This is a genomic window from Actinomycetospora chibensis (assembly GCF_028737215.1).
Classification (GTDB): Bacteria; Actinomycetota; Actinomycetes; order Mycobacteriales; family Pseudonocardiaceae; genus Actinomycetospora; species Actinomycetospora chibensis.
Genome location: NZ_JAQZAM010000008.1, coordinates 43,453 through 61,515, shown reverse-complemented (window position 1 = coordinate 61,515; position 18,063 = coordinate 43,453). Strand labels below are relative to the sequence as shown.

Sequence of the window (18,063 nt, the reverse complement as noted above, 5' to 3'; positions counted from 1 at the left end):
GGGAGTCAGGCGCGGGGGCGCAGGCGGGGGACGGCGGAGGCCAGCACGGCGACCAGCACGCCCACGGTGACGATCCAGACCACCACGAACGCGTTGTCGATCAGTGCCAGGGCGACGGCCCCGAACGCGAGCACCCCGGCCCACAGGTAGATCAGGAGCACGGCGCGGCGCTGGGAGTGGCCGATCTCCAGCAGCCGGTGGTGCAGGTGCATCTTGTCCGGCGCGAACGGGCTGGTGCCCGCCCGGGTGCGCCGCACCACGGCCATGAGCAGGTCGAGCAGCGGCACGAAGACGACCGCGGCGACGACGATCAGGGGCGTGACCAGGGCGAGCGCGCCGGTGGCACCGGTGGTCGAGTAGTTGGTGCGCCCCGACGCGGTGGTGGTGGCCGCCGCGAGCGTCAGCCCGATGAACATCGAGCCGGAGTCGCCCATGAACAGCCGGGCGGGCTGGAAGTTGTGCGGCAGGAAGCCGGCGCACGCCCCGGCGAGCACCGCCGCGATGAGGGCCGGCGGGTACGCGTTGACGTCGCCGTTCTGCTGGCCGAGCAGCCCGAGCGCGAATGCGCAGGTGGCGGTGGCCGCGATCGTGCCGATGCCCGCGGCCAGGCCGTCGAGGCCGTCGACGAAGTTCATCGCGTTGACCAGCAGCACGCACAGGAACACGGTGATGAGCACGCCCTGGTCCTGCCCGAGCAGCAGCACCGAACCGGTGCTCCCGCCGGTGCCGCCCCAGGGCAGGTACACCGCCGTCCACTGCACGCCCATGAGCACGAGGACGCCCGCGGCGGTGGCCTGACCCGCGAGCTTGGTCAGCGCGTCGAGGCCGTAGCGGTCGTCGAGGGCCCCGACGGTGACGATGAGCCCGCCGGCGACGAGCACCGCGACCGTCTCGTTCGAGTAGTCGAAGGCGCGCCGCAGGACCGGGAGCTGGCTGGCCACGAACACCCCGGCCACCACACCGAGGTAGATCGCGATGCCGCCGAGGCGCGGGATCGGCACCGTGTGGACGTCCCGCCCGCGCGGCACCGCGATCGCGCCGGCCCGGATGGCGAGGCGGCGGACCAGCCCTGTGAGCAGGTAGGTGACGACCGCCGCGCAGAGCCCGACCAGGAGGTACTCCCGGATCGGGAGCCCCATCGGGGCGAAATCCGCTGACGGGCCCACGGAGCCCGAGGGTAGACCCGCTCTCGTCTAGCGGGGGTACGCGGGGAAGCGCGACACGAGGGCCGTCACCTCGTCGCGCACGTCGGCGAGGGCCTTCTTGCCCACCTCGCTGGTCTCGTCGGCCGTCACGGCCGAGGCGATCAGCCGCGCGACGTCGCCCATCTCGGACTCCGTCATGCCCTGCGTGGTGATGGACGGCGACCCGACGCGGATGCCCGAGGCCGTCATCGGCGGCTGCGGGTCGTACGGGATCGCGTTCTTGTTCAGCGTGATGCCGGCGAGCCCGCTGCGGGCCTCGGCCTCCTTGCCCGTGACCCCGAGCGGCTGCAGGTCGAGCAGCGCGAGGTGGGTGTCGGTGCCGCCGGAGATCGCGCGCATGCCCTGGGTCTCGAGGCCCGAGGTCAGGGCCTGGGCGTTGGCGATGACCTGGCGGGCGTAGCGCTGGTAGTCCGGCGTCGCCGCCTCGGCCAGGGCGACGGCCTTGCCGGCCACGGCGTGCATGAGCGGCCCGCCCTGCAGGAACGGGAAGACAGCCTTGTCCAGCGCCTTCGCGTGCTCGGCCTTCGAGACGAGCATGCCGCCGCGCGGGCCGCGCAGGACCTTGTGCGTCGTGAAGGTGACGACGTCGGCGTACGGCACCGGGCTGGGGATGGCCTGGCCGGCGACGAGGCCGATGAAGTGGGCGGCGTCGACCCAGAGCTTCGCGCCGACCTCGTCGGCGATCTGGCGGAACGTCGCGAAGTCGATGAGGCGCGGGTAGGCGGTGGCGCCGGCGACGATCATCTTCGGCTTGTGCTCGAGCGCGAGGTCGCGCACCTGGTCGTAGTCGATGCGCCCGTCGTCCTCGCGGACGGTGTAGGGCACCGGCTCGAACCACTTGCCCGAGAAGCTGACCTTCGCGCCGTGCGTGAGGTGCCCGCCGTGCGGCAGGGACATCGCCAGCACCTTGTCGCCGGGCTGGCAGAACGCCGCGTAGACCGCGAGGTTGGCGTTGGCGCCGGAGTGCGGCTGGAGGTTGGCGTGCTCGGCGCCGAAGAGCTCCTTGGCGCGCTCGATGCCGATCTCCTCGGCGCGGTCGACGACCTCGCAGCCGCCGTAATAGCGGCGGCCGGGGTAGCCCTCGGCGTACTTGTTCGACAGCGTCGAGCCCAGCGCCGCGAGGACGGCCGGGCTGGTGAGGTTCTCGCTGGCGATGAGCTGCAGTCCGCCGCGCAGCCGGGTGAGCTCGTCGTCGACGACCTGGGCGATCTCGGGGTCGACGGCCCGCAGAGCGTCGTAGTCCGGTCCCCAGAAGTGCTGCGAGTCGGCTGCCATGACGCCTCACGTTACCGGCCATTCACCGCAGCGCGCCCCGCCCCTGGAACCTGGGTCACATCCCCACGTGGGCATCCGCCCCGATGGGGGCGGATGCTCACAGGGAGACGGGGGAGCCGATGACCTCGGAGACCTGGTCGGCGGTGACGGCGCCCTCGCGGCGCAGGCGCGGGACGTCGCCGGTGAGGTCGACGATCGTCGAGGCCACGCCCGTCGCGCACACCCCGCCGTCGAGGTAGACCTCGACGCTCTCGCCCAGCTGCTCGCGGGCGTCGGTCACCGTGGTCGCCGGCTCGCGCCCGGAGACGTTCGCGCTGCTCACGGCCATGGGGCCGACCTCGCGCAGCAGCTCGAGGGCCACCGGGTGCAGGGGCATGCGCAGCATCACGGTGCCGCGGGTGCGCCCGAGGTCCCAGGCCAGGCTCGGGGCGTGCGGCAGGACGATCGAGAGCCCGCCGGGCCAGAACGCCTCGACGAGGTCGCGGGCGACGCGCGGCACGGCGCCGACCAGCCCGTCGATCGTCGACCAGCTGCCCACCAGCACCGGGACGGGCATGTCCGGTCCGCGCTGCTTGGCGGCCAGCAGGTCGGCCACCGCGCGCGCCGAGAAGGCGTCCGCGCCGATCCCGTAGAGGGTGTCGGTGGGGACGACGACCAGCCGTCCCGCCCGCACCGCCGCGGCCGCCGCCGCCAGACCGGTGGGTCGGGTCGCGGGGTCCTCGCAGTCGTACGTCGTGCTCACGGCGGGCCAGCCTAGGACCGGCGCGCCGTCGTCACGCGGGGGCGCCCCGTGAGGTCGTCGTGCGTGGTCACGTCGGCGAACCCGGCGCCGGCGAGCACCTCGCGCCCCGCGAGGGGGTGGGAGTCGTCGTGCTCGAGCGCCACCGCTCCCCCGGGCCGCAGCAGCCGGTGGGCCAGCGCGGCGACGGGACGGATCACCTCCAGGCCGTCGGGGCCGGCGAACACCGCGCCGTGCGGGTCGGCGTGCACCTCGGGCGGCACGGCCAGCCCCTCGGGCACGTAGGGCGGGTTGCAGGTCACGAGGTCGACGGTGCCGTCCAGCGTTGGGAGGACACCGGGCCGCGTCACGTCGGCGTCGTGCAGCGTGACGCCCGAGCCGGCGAGGTTGCGCGCGGCCCAGGTCAGGGCCTCGGGCGCGGTCTCGACGGCGTGGACCACGGCGTCCGGGCGGGCGCGGGCCAGCGCGAGGGCGAGCGCGCCGGTGCCCGTGCAGAGGTCGACGACGATCGGTGGGTCGGCATCGAGCATCCGGAGTGCGCGCTCCAGCAGCACCTCGGTCTCGGGGCGCGGCACGAAGACGCCCGGACCCACGGCCACCTCGACCGGACCGAGCACCGCGGTGCCGAGCAGGTGCTGCAGCGGCTCACGGGCGGCGCGGCGGACGACGAGGGCCTCGAGCACCGCGCGCTGCGCCTCGTCCGGCGGGTCCGCGAGCAGCAGACGGCCGCGCGGGACGCCCAGGACGTGGGCGACGAGCAGCTCGGCGTCGACGCGCGGGGAGGCGACGCCCGCCGTGACGAGCCGGGCGGCCGCCCGGGCGACGGCATCCACGGGGCTCAGGAGCCCGGCTCGTCCGCCGACGGCCCGGTCTGTGCCATCCGCTCGGCGCGGTCCGCGGCGCGCAGGGCGTCGAGCACCGCGTCGAGGTCGCCGTCGAGCACCCGGTCGAGGTCGTGCGACTTGTAGCCGACGCGGTGGTCGGAGATCCGGTTCTCCGGGTAGTTGTAGGTGCGCACGCGCTCGGAGCGGTCGACGGTGCGGACCTGGCTGCGGCGGTCGGCCGACGCCTGGGCCGCCTCGGCCTCGTCGGCGATCGCCTGCAGGCGGCTGCGGAGCACGTCCATCGCGCGGGCCTTGTTCTGCAGCTGCGAGCGCTCGTTCTGGCAGGAGACGACCACGCCGGTGGGCAGGTGGGTGATCCGGACCGCGGAGTCGGTGGTGTTGACGCCCTGCCCACCCTTGCCCGACGACCGGAAGACGTCGACGCGCAGGTCCTTCTCGTCGATCTCCACGTCGGCGGCGGCGTCCACCTCGGGGTAGACGAGCACGCCGGCCGCCGAGGTGTGGATGCGGCCCTGGGACTCGGTGACCGGGACGCGCTGCACCCGGTGCACCCCGCCCTCGTACTTCAGCCAGGCCCAGACGCCCTCGCGGCCAGGATCGTCGAAAGCACTGTTGCCCGGCGCGGTGACGGCGACGGTGACGTCCTTGTAGCCGCCGAGGTCGGACTCCGTCGCCGAGAGCACCTCGACCTTCCAGCCCCGGCGCTCGGCGTAGCGGGAGTACATGCGCAGCAGGTCGCCGGCGAACAACGCCGACTCCTCGCCGCCCTCCCCCGACTTCACCTCGACCACCACGTCGTTCGCGTCCGCCGCGTCGCGGGGCACCAGCTGCTCGGACAGGCGGTCGCGCAGCGTCCCGACCTGCGCCTCGAGCTCGGTGGCCTCGGCGGCGAACGCGGCGTCCTCCCGGGCGAGCTCGCGCGCGTCGGCGAGGTCGGCCTCGGCCGCGCGCAGCTCCGCCACGGTGGCGACGACCGGGGCGAGCGCGGCGTAGCGGCGGCCCAGCGAGCGCGCGAGCGCCTGGTCGGCGTGCACGTCGGGGTCGGCGAGGCGCGCCTCGAGCCCCGCGTGCTCCTCGAGCAGGGCCGTGACGCCGGGCGACGACGTCATCGAGTCCGCCGGTGCCTGCGATGCCATCGCGCGCCTCCTCTCGTGAGGTGAAACTGCCCCATAACACGCAGAACGCCCGCCGCCCCGCGCGTGGCGCAGGGGCGACGGGCGTCGCGGGAGCTACTTCTTGGTCGGGGTGCGCTTGCCGTAGCGCGCCTCGAAGCGGGCCACACGACCGCCGGTGTCCATGATCCGCTGCTTGCCCGTGTAGAACGGGTGGCACGCGGCGCAGATCTCGACGGTGATGTTCCCACCGGGCTTCGTGCTCCGGGTGGTGAACGAGTTCCCGCAGCTGCAGAGCACCGAGGTCTCGTGGTAATCGGGGTGGATGCCGCTCTTCACGGTCTGGTCCTCTCGCGTCGTGGTCGCCGGGTCCCCGTGCGTGCTGGGGTGAACCGGTACCTGATGTGCGGGCCATTCTCGCAGGACCGCCCGCTGAGCTGCACAACCACCTCGGGGGTCGTGTTGTTCCCGCGTCGTCACCCCGTCCGGGCGGCCACGACCTGCTCGTCGAGACCCGCCGCCTCGGCCCCCGGGGCGTCGAGGATCCACACGTACTCGTTCTTGAGCCGGCCCCCGTCACCGGCGAAGACGCCGGTCCGGAAGGGGTAGACCCCGACCGTGGGCTCGGTGCCCGGCGAGCTCGTCCGGATCGCGTTGTCCAGGTCGCGGTTGGCGCGCCGCATCGCCGCGAGCAGCCGGCGGGCGGCCGCCGCGGGGTCGACCAGCGCACGGCCGTCGGCGAGCTGGAGGGCCAGGTGCAGACGCCGGTCGCCGGCGCGGTCCTCGAACGAGACGACCCGGTGGTTCTCGACGGCCTCCACCAGCTCGGCGTCGGCGGCCACGGCGTCGCGGACCCCGTCGGGTGGCACGACCGCGCCGTTGTAGTCCACCGAGTGGTCGCTGCGCCCGTACTGCAGCAGCAGGGGCAGATCGAGCACCCGCTCGTCCAGCACGTCGGTGAGCCCGAAGCGGCGCAGCACCGGCAGCACGTCACGCATCCGCAGCACGTGCCCGCGGTCGTGGATGTTGTAGCGGATCCGGGGGTCGACGTTCTGCGGACGGGTGATGGTGACGACCAGCTCGCCCTCGTCGTTCTCCTCGACGAGGTAGGCGTACGGGTTGAACTGGAAGATGTTCGGGAGCACGCCGTACTCGTCCTGCCTGGTCAGAGCGGTGGCGAGGGCCGGGTCGGCGGCGACGGCCCGGCGCAGCGCGATCGTGAACTCGGTCTCGACGGCGATGCTGATCTCGAGGTCGCTGGCCCCGTAGGCGCCCACGACCTTCCGGGCGCGGCGCAGGATGTGGTCGCGCATGCCCTCGCTGATCCCCTCGCCCCCGAAGGCGCAGACCACGTCGTAGGCCGCCCAGTCGAGCCGGTCGTCCTCGAGCAGGCCCTTGAGGAACGGCGGGTAGCTCGTGATGACGTACGTGTAGCGGGTGCCGAACTCCCGCATCGTGTTGATGATCTTGTCGCGGTCCGGCCCGCAGGACTTGATCGTCGAGACCCGGGTCAGCGCGGCGGTCACGTTCATCCCCGTCGCCCACGCCCCGAGCGAGAAGGCGTTGATGACGAACACCGGGCGGTCCGGGGTGGCATCGGGGGAGGCATGGCGCAGAAAGCCGACGCGCAGGACCTCGCGCGACGCCCGTCGCTCCACCGGCCCCCGCACCCAGCTGGTCGGGGTGCCCGTCGAGCCCGAGGACTCGTCGACGACGACCCCGCGCCGCGGGAGCCGCCCGCCCACGCACCGCTCGGGGATGGGATACCGGGTGATGTAGCTGCTCTTGTCGGTCTCGGGCAGGGCCGAGAGGGAACGCGGGAGGGCGCGGGACGAGACACCCCGCTCGGCCAGGAACGCCCGGTAGGCCGGCACCCGGCGGACGGCGCGGGCGACGGTGCGCTGGGCACGGCGGCGGCCGAGCCACCAGCGCAGACGCTCGAACCCGGGGGCGAGCAGCAGGGCGTGGGTCCTCGGAAACCGCCCGAGCAGGTCGATGACCATCTCCTGGCACCACCACAGGAGCCTCATGACGCCACCGCCGTCGTCTCGCGGTCCAGCAGCATCGCGTCGAGCGTCCGTCGCCGGGCCCGGGGTGGCGGCTTCCCGGTGCCGTAGCGGAAGAGCATCCAGGCCATCCGGCCGCCGGACTCGTCGATCCCGGTCCGCTCGACGAACGCGGCGTGCGAGCGCGGGTTGGTGATGACGGTGCCGAAGGGGTGCAGGTCGACGCCGTGGCGGGTGAAGGCGAGCCAGAGGCGCAGGAAGCAGCGGCCGGCCTCGACGTGGTCGGCCGGGGTCTCGAAGGGGCCGGTGAGCCAGCCCAGCTCGCGGACCCCGCGCATCGTCGCGAGGTAGACCCGGCGGAAGAGGCCGCCGACCAGGGGCAGGTCCCACAGCCACCGGTGGCGCATCGCGATCCGGAGCAGGGGGCCGGGGATCAGCATGGTCTCGGCGGAGAGCCCGTCGCGGGTGGCGGCCGCCTGCCGCTTCGACGTGCGGATCCAGGTGAGGATCTCCTCGTGGACCGCGTCGTCGCGCAGGTCGTCGAAGAGCGTCTCCTGGTTGATCCGGATGAGGTCGTCGACGAGGACCTGCTCGTCGGTGCACCCGAACCGCTGGCCCATCCCGCCCGCGAGCGCCGGGACCTCCTCCAGGACGGCCCGGTCGACCAGACGGCGGTCGTAGGGGCGACGCGAGGTCCGGCGCCTGCGGAACGCCGCCATCTGCTCGCGGGCCGCGTCGGTGACCGGGGCGGGCGTGAGCTCCAGGCCGCCGAGCAGGTGCTGGCGCTGCGGGGACGAGAAGTCCATCCCGGCGAGGCGCAGGGTCTCGCGGACCGCCCAACCGTGCGCCGCCGCCACCGTCGCGAGGGACTCGAGGAACACCCCGGCGCAGACGTGCGCGAACGGGATGCCGAAGTTCTCGGCGGGCAGGCCGCGGTCGAGGTCGTAGAAGAACTCCGCTCGGCGGTCGTCGTGCACCCGCACGGTGATCGGCTGGGAGTTGTGCGGCGAGGGGTAGCGGCGCGCCTCGTCGAGGATCGCCGTCCAGGGACCGGGGAGGCCGGCGCCGGGCTGCTCTGTCATGCCGTGGAGCCTCGCCGCCGACCCCGCCCCGGGTCTCCGGTGGAACTACTCAACCCTCGCCGCGAGCCGTTCGAGCGACGCCGCCAACCGGTCGGACGTCGTGGCGCGCGCCCGGGCGAAGCGGCCCTCGTCGGTGAGCTGCGTCCAGTCGTAGGTGTGGGTGACCGCGGTGCGGCCCGGGCCGAGGGGCTCGAGCTCCCACCGCCACCGGTGACCGGCCGGCGGCGAACCCTGGTCCGACGGCTGCCACGCCAGGACCCGGCCCTCCTCGAACTCCACCACGTGGTTGTCGCGGAGGCCGCCGTTGGTCAGCCGCATGGTGAAGACGTCGCCGACGGCGCGCACACGCTGCCCCGGCGCCGCCTCGGCGAGGTTGTCGTTGCCGTCCCACTCCGGCTGACGCGCCGGGTCGGCGATGAACTCGAAGATCACCTCGGCCCCGGCGTCGATCTCGCGGCGGGCGCTCACCACCTGGTCGGTGTCCATGGTGGCCATCATCGCGCGCCGGCCCCCGGACGAACGAACGGCGCTTTCGCTGCTTCGGAAGCAGCGAAAGCGCCGTTCGTTCTCGGGAGGCGTGCGCAGACGGTTCAGCGCCTGGGGCCGGTCGTCCTACTCGTCGTCCTTGCCGGGCGTCGTCTTGGCGACCTGCATGAGGAACTCGATGTTCGTCCGCGACTTGCGCAGACGGTCGAGGACCAGCTCGATGGCCTGCTGGGAGTCCAGCGCGGCCAGGACGCGCCGCAGCCGGTGCGTCACCGCCATCTCGTCCGGCGAGAGCAGCAGCTCCTCCTTGCGCGTGCCCGACGGGTCGGGGTCGATCGCGGGGAAGATGCGCTTGTCGGCGAGCTTGCGGTCGAGCTTGAGCTCGGCGTTGCCGGTGCCCTTGAACTCCTCGAAGATCACCGTGTCCATCGTCGACCCGGTCTCGACCAGGGCCGTCGCGAAGATGGTCAGCGAGCCGCCGTCCTCGATGTTGCGCGCCGCCCCCAGGAACCGCTTGGGCGGGTAGAGCGCCGTCGAGTCGACACCGCCGGACAGGATGCGCCCGGACGCCGGGGCCGCCAGGTTGTAGGCGCGGCCCAGGCGGGTGATGGAGTCGAGCAGGACGACGACGTCGTGACCCATCTCGACCAGGCGCTTCGCCCGCTCGATGGCCAGCTCCGAGAGCGAGGTGTGGTCCGACGGCGGCCGGTCGAAGGTCGAGGCGATGACCTCGCCCTTCACCGAGCGCTGCATGTCGGTGACCTCCTCCGGCCGCTCGTCGACGAGCACGACCATGAGGTGGACCTCGGGGTTGTTCGTGGTGATCGCGTTGGCGATCGCCTGCAGCACCATCGTCTTGCCGGCCTTGGGCGGCGAGACGATCAGCGCGCGCTGGCCCTTGCCGACGGGCATGACCAGGTCGATCACACGGGTGGTCAGCAGGTGCGACTCGGTCTCGAGGCGCAACCGCTCGTTCGGGTAGAGCGGGGTGAGCTTGGTGAACTCGGGGCGCTTGCGCGCCGCCTCCGGGTCCAGCCCGTTGATCGAGTCGATGCGGACCAGCGGGTTGAACTTCTGCCGGTTCTGCTCGCCCTCGCGCTGCTGGCGGACCTGGCCGGTGACGGCATCACCGCGGCGCAGGCCGTGCTTGCGCACCAGCGACATCGAGACGTAGACGTCGTTCGGCCCCGACGCGTAGCCCGAGGTGCGGACGAACGCGTAGTTGTCGAGCACGTCGAGGATGCCGGCGACCGGGATGAGGACGTCGTCGTCGCGGACCTCCGGCTCGCCCCCGCCGCCGCCCTGACCGCGGTCGTTGCGCTCCGGGCGGTCCCCGCGGTCATTGCGGTTGCGGCGACGGTCGCGGAAGCGACGGCCGCGGCGACGGCCACCACCGTCCTCGTCCTCGTCGTCGTCGTCGCGCTGGTTCGTCTGCTGCTGGCCGCCACCCTGCTGGTTGCCGCCGCCCTGCTGGCCGCCGCCCTGCTGGCCGCCGCCCTGCTGGTTGCCGCCGCCCTGCTGGCCGCCACCCTGTTGCTGGCCGCGGCCGCCGCCCTGCTGGCCGTTCTGCTCGGGCCGACCGCCCTGCTGGCGGTCTCGCTCGCGCTGACGACGGGACTGGCCGCCGCCCTGCTCGCCGCCCTGCTGCCCGCCACGCCCGTCACCGTCGGTGTCGGGGGTGGTGGTCGGCGCGGGGGCCGGCTCGGTGGAGGTCGCCGCGGCGGCCTCGACGTCCGTAGTGCCGGCGGGGCTCTCGGTGGGGTTCTCCGCGGGGGTCTCGGCAGCCGCTGCGGGAGCGCTGCCGGACTCGGCGTCGCCGACCCCCGGACCCGCCTCGCGGCGCGCGCCGCGACGGCCGCGCCGGGACGAGCCGGAGCTCTCCGACGAGCTGGACGAGCCGTTCGGGGACGGCGCCTCGGTGGCCGCGGCCGCCGCGGCCTCGGCGCCGGGCAGCGCGTCGGAGGCGGCGGTCACCGTGCTGGCCTCGCGGGCATCGCCGCTGGTCGCGGGCGCCTCGTCGCCGGCCGGCGGGGGGCCGGAGGCGGCGGTGGCGCGACGGCGGGTGCCGCGGCGGCGTGTGGGGGCGCCCTCGGCGGCCGGCTCGTCGGCCGGGGTCGGGCTCTCGGCGGGGCTCTCGGTGGGAGCGCTCGAGCCCGTCGATCCCTCGGAGGCGCCCTCGGCGAGCGGGAGCTGGTCCCCGCTGCCGGACTGCCGCCGCTTGATCTCGGAGATGAGGTCGTTGCGTCGCATCCCGGTGGTGTCGGAGACGCCGAGCGAGGTCGCGAGCTCGCGCAGTTCGGCCAGCACCATGCCGGAGACACCTCCCCGACGGCGCCGCTCGGGCGCGGAGGCCGAGGATCCCTCGGCGTCGGTGGAGATGACGTCGGTTTCGGTCACGCAGGTCCTTCCTGACCGGCCCGGGGACCACCCTGACCAGCGGATGTGTCCGTCCCGCACGGGGCGGGGCGTCTCGCGGGTCCGGGCCGGTCCGGCGGTCCGATGAGGATCACCGGCCCCGGGCGGGAGGACCCGCGGAGTTGTCGTACAGCGATCATGAGTGTCCGGCCGCCAGGCATCCCGGCGACTGAAGGAGAGATTGGCCCCGAACGATGACGGAACCAGGGCACCGACGCGCCACACGCGTGGTCGCTGTGACCGTCAATGTAGACCCCGTCGTGGGCACCGGCAACAACCACCCCCCGCGCGGCGGTGTCGGACGGCGACGCCCGGTCAGCGCGTCTCGACCCGCGCGCCCTCGGTGTCCACCGCGAGCGGGCGGACGGCGAAGCCGGTGGTGTCGAGGTCGTCGGGAAGCCGTCCGTCGAGGGTCAGCGCGAGCACCGTCGGCCCCGCCCCGGAGACCACCGCGGGGATGCCGGCCGCCCGCAGATGATCGACCGCCGACGCGGTCTCGGGGTACGCGGGGCGTCGGTAGGGCTGGTGCAGCCGGTCCTCGGTGGCGGCGAGCAGCAGCTCGGGCTCGCAGGTCAGGGCGTGGACCATCAGCGCCGACCGGGCCGCGGTGAACGCCGCGTCCGCGTGCGGGACACGGTCGGGCAGCAGTCCGCGCGTGGCCTCGGTGGAGCTCGAGCGGTCGGCGACCAGCGCCACCGGTCGCAGCGCCGGGTGCGGCGTCAGGTGGGCGGCGTGCCACGAACCCTCGTGGCCCCAGCTGACGACGAGGCCCCCGAACAGGCAGGCCGCGACGTTGTCGGCGTGCCCGTCGAACCCGGCCGCGAGGTCGAGCACCGCGGCGTCGTCGAGCGGGTGGGTGTCGGCGAGCAGCGCGCGCGCCGCGACGATCCCCGCCACGGCCGCGGCCGCCGACGAACCGAGACCCCGGCTGTGCGGGATCGCGTTACGACATCGCAGGTGCAGCGAGGCCCGCGGCGCGCCGGCCCGGTCGAAGGTGGCGTGCGCGGCCCGCAGCACGAGATGCCGGCCGTCGCGCGGCACCCGGCCCGCGCCCTCGCCCTCGACGTCGACCGTGCAGGACGGGGCGTCGACGACGCCGAGCTCGACCTCGTCCCACAGACCCAGGGCCAGCCCGAGCGTGTCGAAGCCGGGACCGAGGTTGGCCGACGTCGCCGGCACCCGGACGCGCGCGGTGGCGCGGGCCGGCACGGCCGGCTCCTGCGCGACCTGCGCCCCGGCGCTCAGCGCAGGCCCAGGGCGTCGGCCACCGCGTCCACGTGCGGGGGGAGCACGACGGGCTCGGCGGCGTCCGCGAGCGCGGTGGCGGGGTCCTTCAGCCCGTGCCCGGTCACCGTCGCGACGATCAGCTGCCCCGTGTCGAGGCGCCCGGCCCGGGACTTCGCGAGCAGCCCCGCCACCGAGGCGGCCGAGGCCGGCTCGACGAACACGCCCTCGCGGGCCGCCAGCAGACGGTAGGCCTCGAGGATGGCGTCGTCGTCCACCGCGATGATCTCGCCGGCGGACTCGTCCCGCGCCGCGATCGCCCCGTCCCAGGACGCGGGCGAGCCGATCCGGATGGCGGTGGCGAGGGTCTCCGGGTCGGTCACGGGCGCACCGTGCACGAGCGGTGCGGCGCCCGCGGCCTGCACGCCCAGCATGCGGGGGGTGCCGGCCACGACGCCGTCACCGGCGTACTCGGTGTAGCCGCGCCAGTAGGCCGTGATGTTGCCGGCGTTGCCGACGGGCAGCGCGTGGATGTCCGGCGCGCGACCCATCTGGTCGCAGATCTCGAACGACGCGGTCTTCTGCCCCTCGATGCGCGCCGGGTTCACCGAGTTGACCAGCGCGATCGGGTACTGCTCGGCGGCGCGGCGGGCGAGCTCCAGGCACGTGTCGAAGTTGCCCTCGAGCTGCAGGATCCGCGCCCCGTGCACCGTCGCCTGGGCGAGTTTGCCGAGCGCGATCTTGCCTTGGGGCACGAGGACGGCGCACGTCATCCCGGCGCGCGTCGCGTAGGCGGCCGCCGACGCCGAGGTGTTGCCCGTCGACGCGCAGATCACGGCCTTCGCGCCGCCCGCGAGGGCCTCGGTCATGGCCACGGTCATGCCGCGGTCCTTGAACGAGCCCGTGGGGTTCGCGCCCTCGATCTTGAGGTGGACCTCGCACCCGGTCAGCTCGGAGAGGTGCGGCGCCGGCAGCAGCGGTGTCCCGCCCTCGCGCAGCGTCACGACCTCCCAGCCGTCCTGGACCCGGGGCATGCGGTCCCGGTAGGCGGGGATGATCCCGGGCCACTCGACGCGGGCGCCGAGTGCCACCCCCGGACCCCCGGCGAAAGCCCCACCGACCACACCGGTCACGACGCACCTCCCAGCTCGGTCACGGGACGTCCCAGGCCCTCGACGCGCAGCACTCCCGCGACCCCTTGCACGGCGTCGAGGCCGGTGAGCGCCTCGACGGTGCTCGCGAGGGCCGCGTCCGTCGCCGAGTGGGTCACGATCACCAGTGTGGCGTCCCGGGTGTTCGGGACGCCATCACCCGCGTCACCCCCGTTCTGGCCCCGTCCCTCCTGGCGCACGGTCGCGATGCTCACGTCGTGGTCGGCGAACACGCCCGCGACCTGGGCCAGGACGCCCGCGCGGTCGGTGACGTCGAGCGCGACGTGGTAGCGGGTGCGGGTCTCGCCCATGGTCAGCACGGGCAGGTGCGCGTGGGCGGAGTCGCGCGGCCCGCGCCCGCCGATGACACGGTTGCGCGCCGCCGCGACGAGGTCGCCCAGCACGGCGCTCGCGGTCTCCGGTCCGCCGGCGCCCTGGCCGTAGAACATGAGCTGGCCCGCGGCGGCGGCCTCGATGAACACCGCGTTGTAGGCCCCGGACACCGAGGCCAACGGGTGCGACCGCGGGATCATGGCCGGGTGCACGCGGGCCGTCACGGCGCCGTCGGACTGCTCGCAGATCGCGAGGAGCTTCACCGTGCAGCCCAGCGCCTTCGCCGCGGCCATGTCGGCGGCGGAGACGTCGCGGATGCCCTCGCGGTAGACGTCGTCGGCGGTCACCCGGGTGTGGAAGGCGAGGCTGGCGAGGATCGCGGCCTTCGACGCCGCGTCGTAGCCGTCGACGTCGGCGGTCGGGTCGGCCTCGGCGTAGCCCAGCCGGCCGGCCTCCTCGAGCGCCTCGGTGTAGTTCGCGCCCGAGGTCGCCATGGCCGAGAGGATGAAGTTGGTGGTGCCGTTGACGATGCCGGCGATGCGCCGGATGCGGTCGCCGGCCAACGACTGCTGGATCGGCCGCAGCAGTGGGATCGCGCCGGCGACGGAGGCCTCGTAGTAGAGGTCGGCGCCGGACTCGTCCGCGGCCGCCGCGAGGGCCGCGCCGTCCTCGGCCAGCAGCGCCTTGTTCGCCGAGACCACCGACTTGCCGTTCTTCAGCGCCGTGAGCAGCAGCCCGCGCACGGGCTCGATGCCACCGACCAGCTCGACCACGATGTCGACGTCGTCGCGGGCGACCAGCCCGGCCGCGTCGGTGGTCAGCAGGTCCGCGGGCACGTCGGCGTGCCGCTGGGGTCGGCGGACCGCGATGCCCACGAGGTGCAGCGGCGCCCCGATGCGGGCGGCCAGCTCGTCGGCCTGCTCGGTGAGCAGGCGGACCACCTGCGACCCGACGACGCCACAGCCCAGGAGTGCGACGTTGATCGCTCGCCCCTCGTTGCCGACCATTCATCCCACCTCCAGTCGCGCCAGGTCGTCGAGGGTCTCGCGCCGCAGCAGCGTGCGCGACGTGCCGTCCGCCACCGCGACGACCGCGGGGCGCGGGACCTTGTTGTACGCGCTCGACATCGCGTAGCAGTAGGCCCCGGTCGCGGCCACCGCGACGAGGTCGCCGGGCGCGACGTCGGCGGGCAGCCAGCAGTCGCGCACGACGACGTCGCCGGACTCGCAGTGCTTGCCGACCACCCGGGAGCGCACCGGCGGCGCCCCGGTGGCGTGCCGGGAGACCAGCCGGCAGTCGTAGTGGGCGTCGTAGAGCGCGGTGCGGATGTTGTCGCTCATCCCGCCGTCGACGCTGACGTACCGGCGGCGCGCACCTCCGCCGAGCTCGACGTCCTTGACGGTGCCGACCTCGTAGAGCGTCACCGTGCCCGGGCCGGCGATCGCGCGGCCGGGCTCGACCGCGATCCGCGGCGGCACCAGGTCCACCCGCGCGGACTCGCGCTCGACGATCGCCCGCAGCTCCCCGGCCAGCCAGGCGGGCGAGCGGGGCTTGTCGGCGACCGTGTACGCGATGCCCATGCCGCCGCCGAGGTCGACCGTGGTCAGCGCGTCGGCGACGGCGGGGTTGTCGGAGCCGTGCTCGTCGCGCATCTCGGCGAGCAGGCCGATCACCCGGCGGGCGGCGAGCTCGAAGCCGTCGGCGTCGAAGATCTGCGAGCCGATGTGGCTGTGGAGGCCCACGAGGTGCAGCCCCGGCGACTTCAGCACCCGGCGCACGGCCTCGGCGGCGTCGCCCGCGGCCAGCGAGAACCCGAACTTCTGGTCCTCGTGCGCGGTGGCGATGAACTCGTGGGTGTGGGCCTCGACGCCGACCGTCACCCGCACCATGACCTGAGCGCGGACGTCGCGGTCGCGGGCGATCTCGTCGAGGCGGGCGATCTCGACGTAGGAGTCGAGCACGATCGCGCCGACGCCGGCGTCCAGCGCGGCGGTGAGCTCGTGGCGGCTCTTGTTGTTGCCGTGCACCGTGATGCGCTCGGGCGGGAAGTCCGCGCGCAGCGCCGTGCGCAGCTCGCCCTCGGTGCACACGTCGAGCCCGAGACCCTCGTCCGCCACCCAGCGCGCGATCTCCGTGGTCAGGAACGCCTTGCTCGCGTAGTGCACGAGCGCGGGGTCGCCGTAGGCGGCGGCGTGCTCGGTGCACCGTGAGCGGAAGTCGGCCTCGTCGACGACGAACAGCGGGGTGCCGTGCTCGCGGGCGAGGGTAACGACGTCGACGCCGGCGAGGCGGACGACGCCGTCGGCCTCGCGGGCGGCGTTCCGGGGCCACACGGCGGCCGGCAGGGCGTCGAGGGCGGCCTCGGGCGGCGGCCCACCGGCGTCCTCGTGCTGCGGGATCACGTCGGCGTGGCGGGGCCCGGCAGGGTGGGCGCGGGTCATCGTGGGTTCAACCAGACCTGGTGGGTGGACGGGTGGGTCACATGCGCTCGGGCGCGCTCACACCGAGCAGGCCGAGACCGTTGGCGAGCACCTGGCGCGCGGCGGAGCAGAGCGCAAGGCGGGCCGTGTGGAGGGCTCCCGGGACTTCGTCGCCCTGCGGCAGGACGCGGCAGGTGTCGTAGAACCGGTGGTAGGCGCCCGCCAGCTCCTCGAGGTAGCGCGCGACGCGGTGGGGTTCGCGCAGGTTCGCGGCCGAGGACAGCACGCGCGGGAACTCCCCCAGCGTGCGGATGAGGTCGCCCTCGCGCGGGTGGGTCAGCAGCGCGAGGTCCGGGCTCTCCGCGGAGACACCCAGGTCGGCGGCGTTGCGGGCCAGCGACGCGAGCCGGGCGTGCGCGTACTGCACGTAGAACACGGGGTTCTCGTTCGTGCGACTCGAGATCAGGTCGAGGTCGATCTCGAGCACCTGGTCGACCGACGAGCGCGCCAGCGTGTAGCGCGCCGCGTCCACGCCGACGGCGTCGACGAGGTCCTCCAGCGTGATGATCGTGCCGGCGCGCTTGGACATCTTCACCGGCTGGCCGTCGCGCACGAGGCTCACGAGCTGGCCGATCAGCACCTCGACGCGCGCCGGGTCGTCGCCGAACGCCGCGGCCACGGCCTTGAGGCGGTGGATGTAGCCGTGGTGGTCGGCGCCCAGCATGTAGATCGCGAGGTCGGCGCCGCGGGCGCGCTTGTCGCGGTAGTAGGCGATGTCGCCCGCGATGTACGCCGGACTCCCGTCGCTCTTGATGACGACGCGGTCCTTGTCGTCGCCGTGGTCCGAGGAGCGCAGCCACCATGCGCCGTCGGCGAAGTACAGGGCGTCGCCGTCCTTGAGCTCCTGCACCGACCGCTCGACCGCGCCCGAGCTGTGCAGCGCCTGCTCGGAGGACCAGACGTCGAAGTGGGTGCCGAACGACTCCAGGCTCGCGCGCATCTCCTCGAGCATCGCCTCGACGCCGAGGCGCTTGAACGCGGCGAGCTTCTCGGCCTCGGGCTGGTCGAGCAGGCCCTCGGAAGCCGTCACGACCTTCTGCGCGACCTCGGCGATGTAGGCCCCGCCGTAGCCGTTCTCGGGCACGGGACGTCCCTCGGCCGCCGCGAGCAGGGACTCGGCGAACCGGTCGATCTGCGCGCCGGCGTCGTTGACGTAGTACTCGCGGGTGACCGCGGCGCCCTGCGACGCGAGGACCCGGCCCAGCGCGTCGCCGACCGCGGCCCAGCGCGTGCCCCCGAGGTGGATGGGACCGGTGGGGTTCGCCGAGACGAACTCGAGGTTGATCGCCCAGCCGGTGAGCGCGTCGGTGTGACCGTAGGCCTCGCCGGCAGTGAGCACGGCGTCGACGATCCCGGCCTGGGCGTCGGCGGCGAGGCGCAGGTTGAGGAAGCCGGGGCCCGCGACCTCGGCGGTGGCGATCGCGTCGGTGTCCTCGAGGCGCGTCGCCAGCCAGCCCGCCAGCTCGGCGGGCGCCACCCCGGCCTTCTTCGCCGAGCGCAGCGCGAGGTTGGTGGCGTAGTCGCCGTGCTCGGGGTTGCGCGGGCGCTCCACCGTGACCGTGTCCGGCAGCACCGCCGTGTCGAGGCCGCGCTCGGTGAGCACGTCCACGGCGACGGCGTGCAGCAGGTCGGCCAGGGCAGCGGGGGTCACCCCGCTGATTCTAGGGACCGGGGCGCGGCCGACCTCCGGGCCAGGGCAGCGCACTGGTC

15 protein-coding genes are annotated in these 18,063 nt (G+C 74.1%); all 15 read right to left on the bottom strand.

Annotation, left to right across the window (positions count from 1 at the left end):
• Positions 1-5: 5 nt before the first annotated feature.
• The 15 genes from PH189_RS13830 to argS all read right to left on the bottom strand — a co-directional run bounded on the left by PH189_RS13830 (position 6) and on the right by argS (position 18,004).
• A complete protein-coding gene (locus PH189_RS13830) occupies positions 6-1,139 on the bottom strand; it encodes a glycosyltransferase family 4 protein (protein WP_274189581.1) in 1,134 nt (377 codons plus the stop codon).
• Positions 1,140-1,193: 54 nt separating this feature from the next.
• Positions 1,194-2,480: a serine hydroxymethyltransferase gene (locus PH189_RS13825; RefSeq protein WP_274189382.1), complete on the bottom strand. Its 1,287-nt coding sequence runs from the start codon at positions 2,478-2,480 to the stop codon at positions 1,194-1,196.
• 97 nt (positions 2,481-2,577) lie between these two features.
• On the bottom strand, positions 2,578-3,222 hold the full coding sequence (locus PH189_RS13820; RefSeq protein WP_274189381.1) for an L-threonylcarbamoyladenylate synthase: 645 nt from the start codon (positions 3,220-3,222) through the stop codon (positions 2,578-2,580).
• Positions 3,223-3,233: 11 nt separating this feature from the next.
• The gene (gene prmC / locus PH189_RS13815; RefSeq protein ID WP_274189380.1) at positions 3,234-4,052 is read right to left on the bottom strand and encodes a peptide chain release factor N(5)-glutamine methyltransferase; all 819 of its coding nucleotides are present in this window, start codon (positions 4,050-4,052) and stop codon (positions 3,234-3,236) included.
• 5 nt (positions 4,053-4,057) lie between these two features.
• Positions 4,058-5,200 (bottom strand): peptide chain release factor 1, encoded by a 1,143-nt coding sequence (gene prfA / locus PH189_RS13810; RefSeq protein ID WP_274189379.1) that lies wholly within the window; start codon positions 5,198-5,200, stop codon positions 4,058-4,060.
• Between the two features lie 93 nt (positions 5,201-5,293).
• A complete protein-coding gene (gene rpmE, locus PH189_RS13805; protein ID WP_274189378.1) occupies positions 5,294-5,515 on the bottom strand; it encodes a 50S ribosomal protein L31 in 222 nt (73 codons plus the stop codon).
• A 137-nt stretch (positions 5,516-5,652) separates the two neighbouring features.
• Complete coding sequence (locus tag PH189_RS13800; RefSeq protein ID WP_274189377.1) at positions 5,653-7,206, bottom strand: phenylacetate--CoA ligase family protein; 1,554 nt, start codon at positions 7,204-7,206, stop codon at positions 5,653-5,655.
• The gene (locus PH189_RS13795) at positions 7,203-8,264 is read right to left on the bottom strand and encodes a nitroreductase family protein (RefSeq protein WP_274189376.1); all 1,062 of its coding nucleotides are present in this window, start codon (positions 8,262-8,264) and stop codon (positions 7,203-7,205) included. Before PH189_RS13795 ends, PH189_RS13800 begins: the two co-directional genes overlap by 4 nt.
• 45 nt (positions 8,265-8,309) lie before the next feature.
• Positions 8,310-8,750, bottom strand: coding sequence for an SRPBCC family protein (locus PH189_RS13790; protein WP_274189375.1), 441 nt, complete (start codon positions 8,748-8,750; stop codon positions 8,310-8,312).
• A gap of 126 nt (positions 8,751-8,876) precedes the next feature.
• A complete protein-coding gene (gene rho / locus PH189_RS13785; RefSeq protein WP_378014977.1) occupies positions 8,877-11,060 on the bottom strand; it encodes a transcription termination factor Rho in 2,184 nt (727 codons plus the stop codon).
• Positions 11,061-11,480: 420 nt separating this feature from the next.
• Entirely contained in the window at positions 11,481-12,374 is an 894-nt protein-coding gene (gene thrB, locus PH189_RS13780) for a homoserine kinase (RefSeq protein WP_274189373.1), read from the bottom strand.
• Between the two features lie 32 nt (positions 12,375-12,406).
• Positions 12,407-13,423, bottom strand: coding sequence for a threonine synthase (gene thrC / locus PH189_RS13775; RefSeq protein ID WP_274189580.1), 1,017 nt, complete (start codon positions 13,421-13,423; stop codon positions 12,407-12,409).
• Between the two features lie 95 nt (positions 13,424-13,518).
• Positions 13,519-14,880: a homoserine dehydrogenase gene (locus PH189_RS13770; RefSeq protein ID WP_274189372.1), complete on the bottom strand. Its 1,362-nt coding sequence runs from the start codon at positions 14,878-14,880 to the stop codon at positions 13,519-13,521.
• Positions 14,881-16,314, bottom strand: a complete 1,434-nt coding sequence (gene lysA, locus PH189_RS13765; RefSeq protein ID WP_274189371.1) for a diaminopimelate decarboxylase — start codon at positions 16,312-16,314, stop codon at positions 14,881-14,883.
• 37 nt (positions 16,315-16,351) lie between these two features.
• Entirely contained in the window at positions 16,352-18,004 is a 1,653-nt protein-coding gene (gene argS / locus PH189_RS13760) for an arginine--tRNA ligase (RefSeq protein ID WP_274189370.1), read from the bottom strand.
• Positions 18,005-18,063 lie beyond the last annotated feature (59 nt).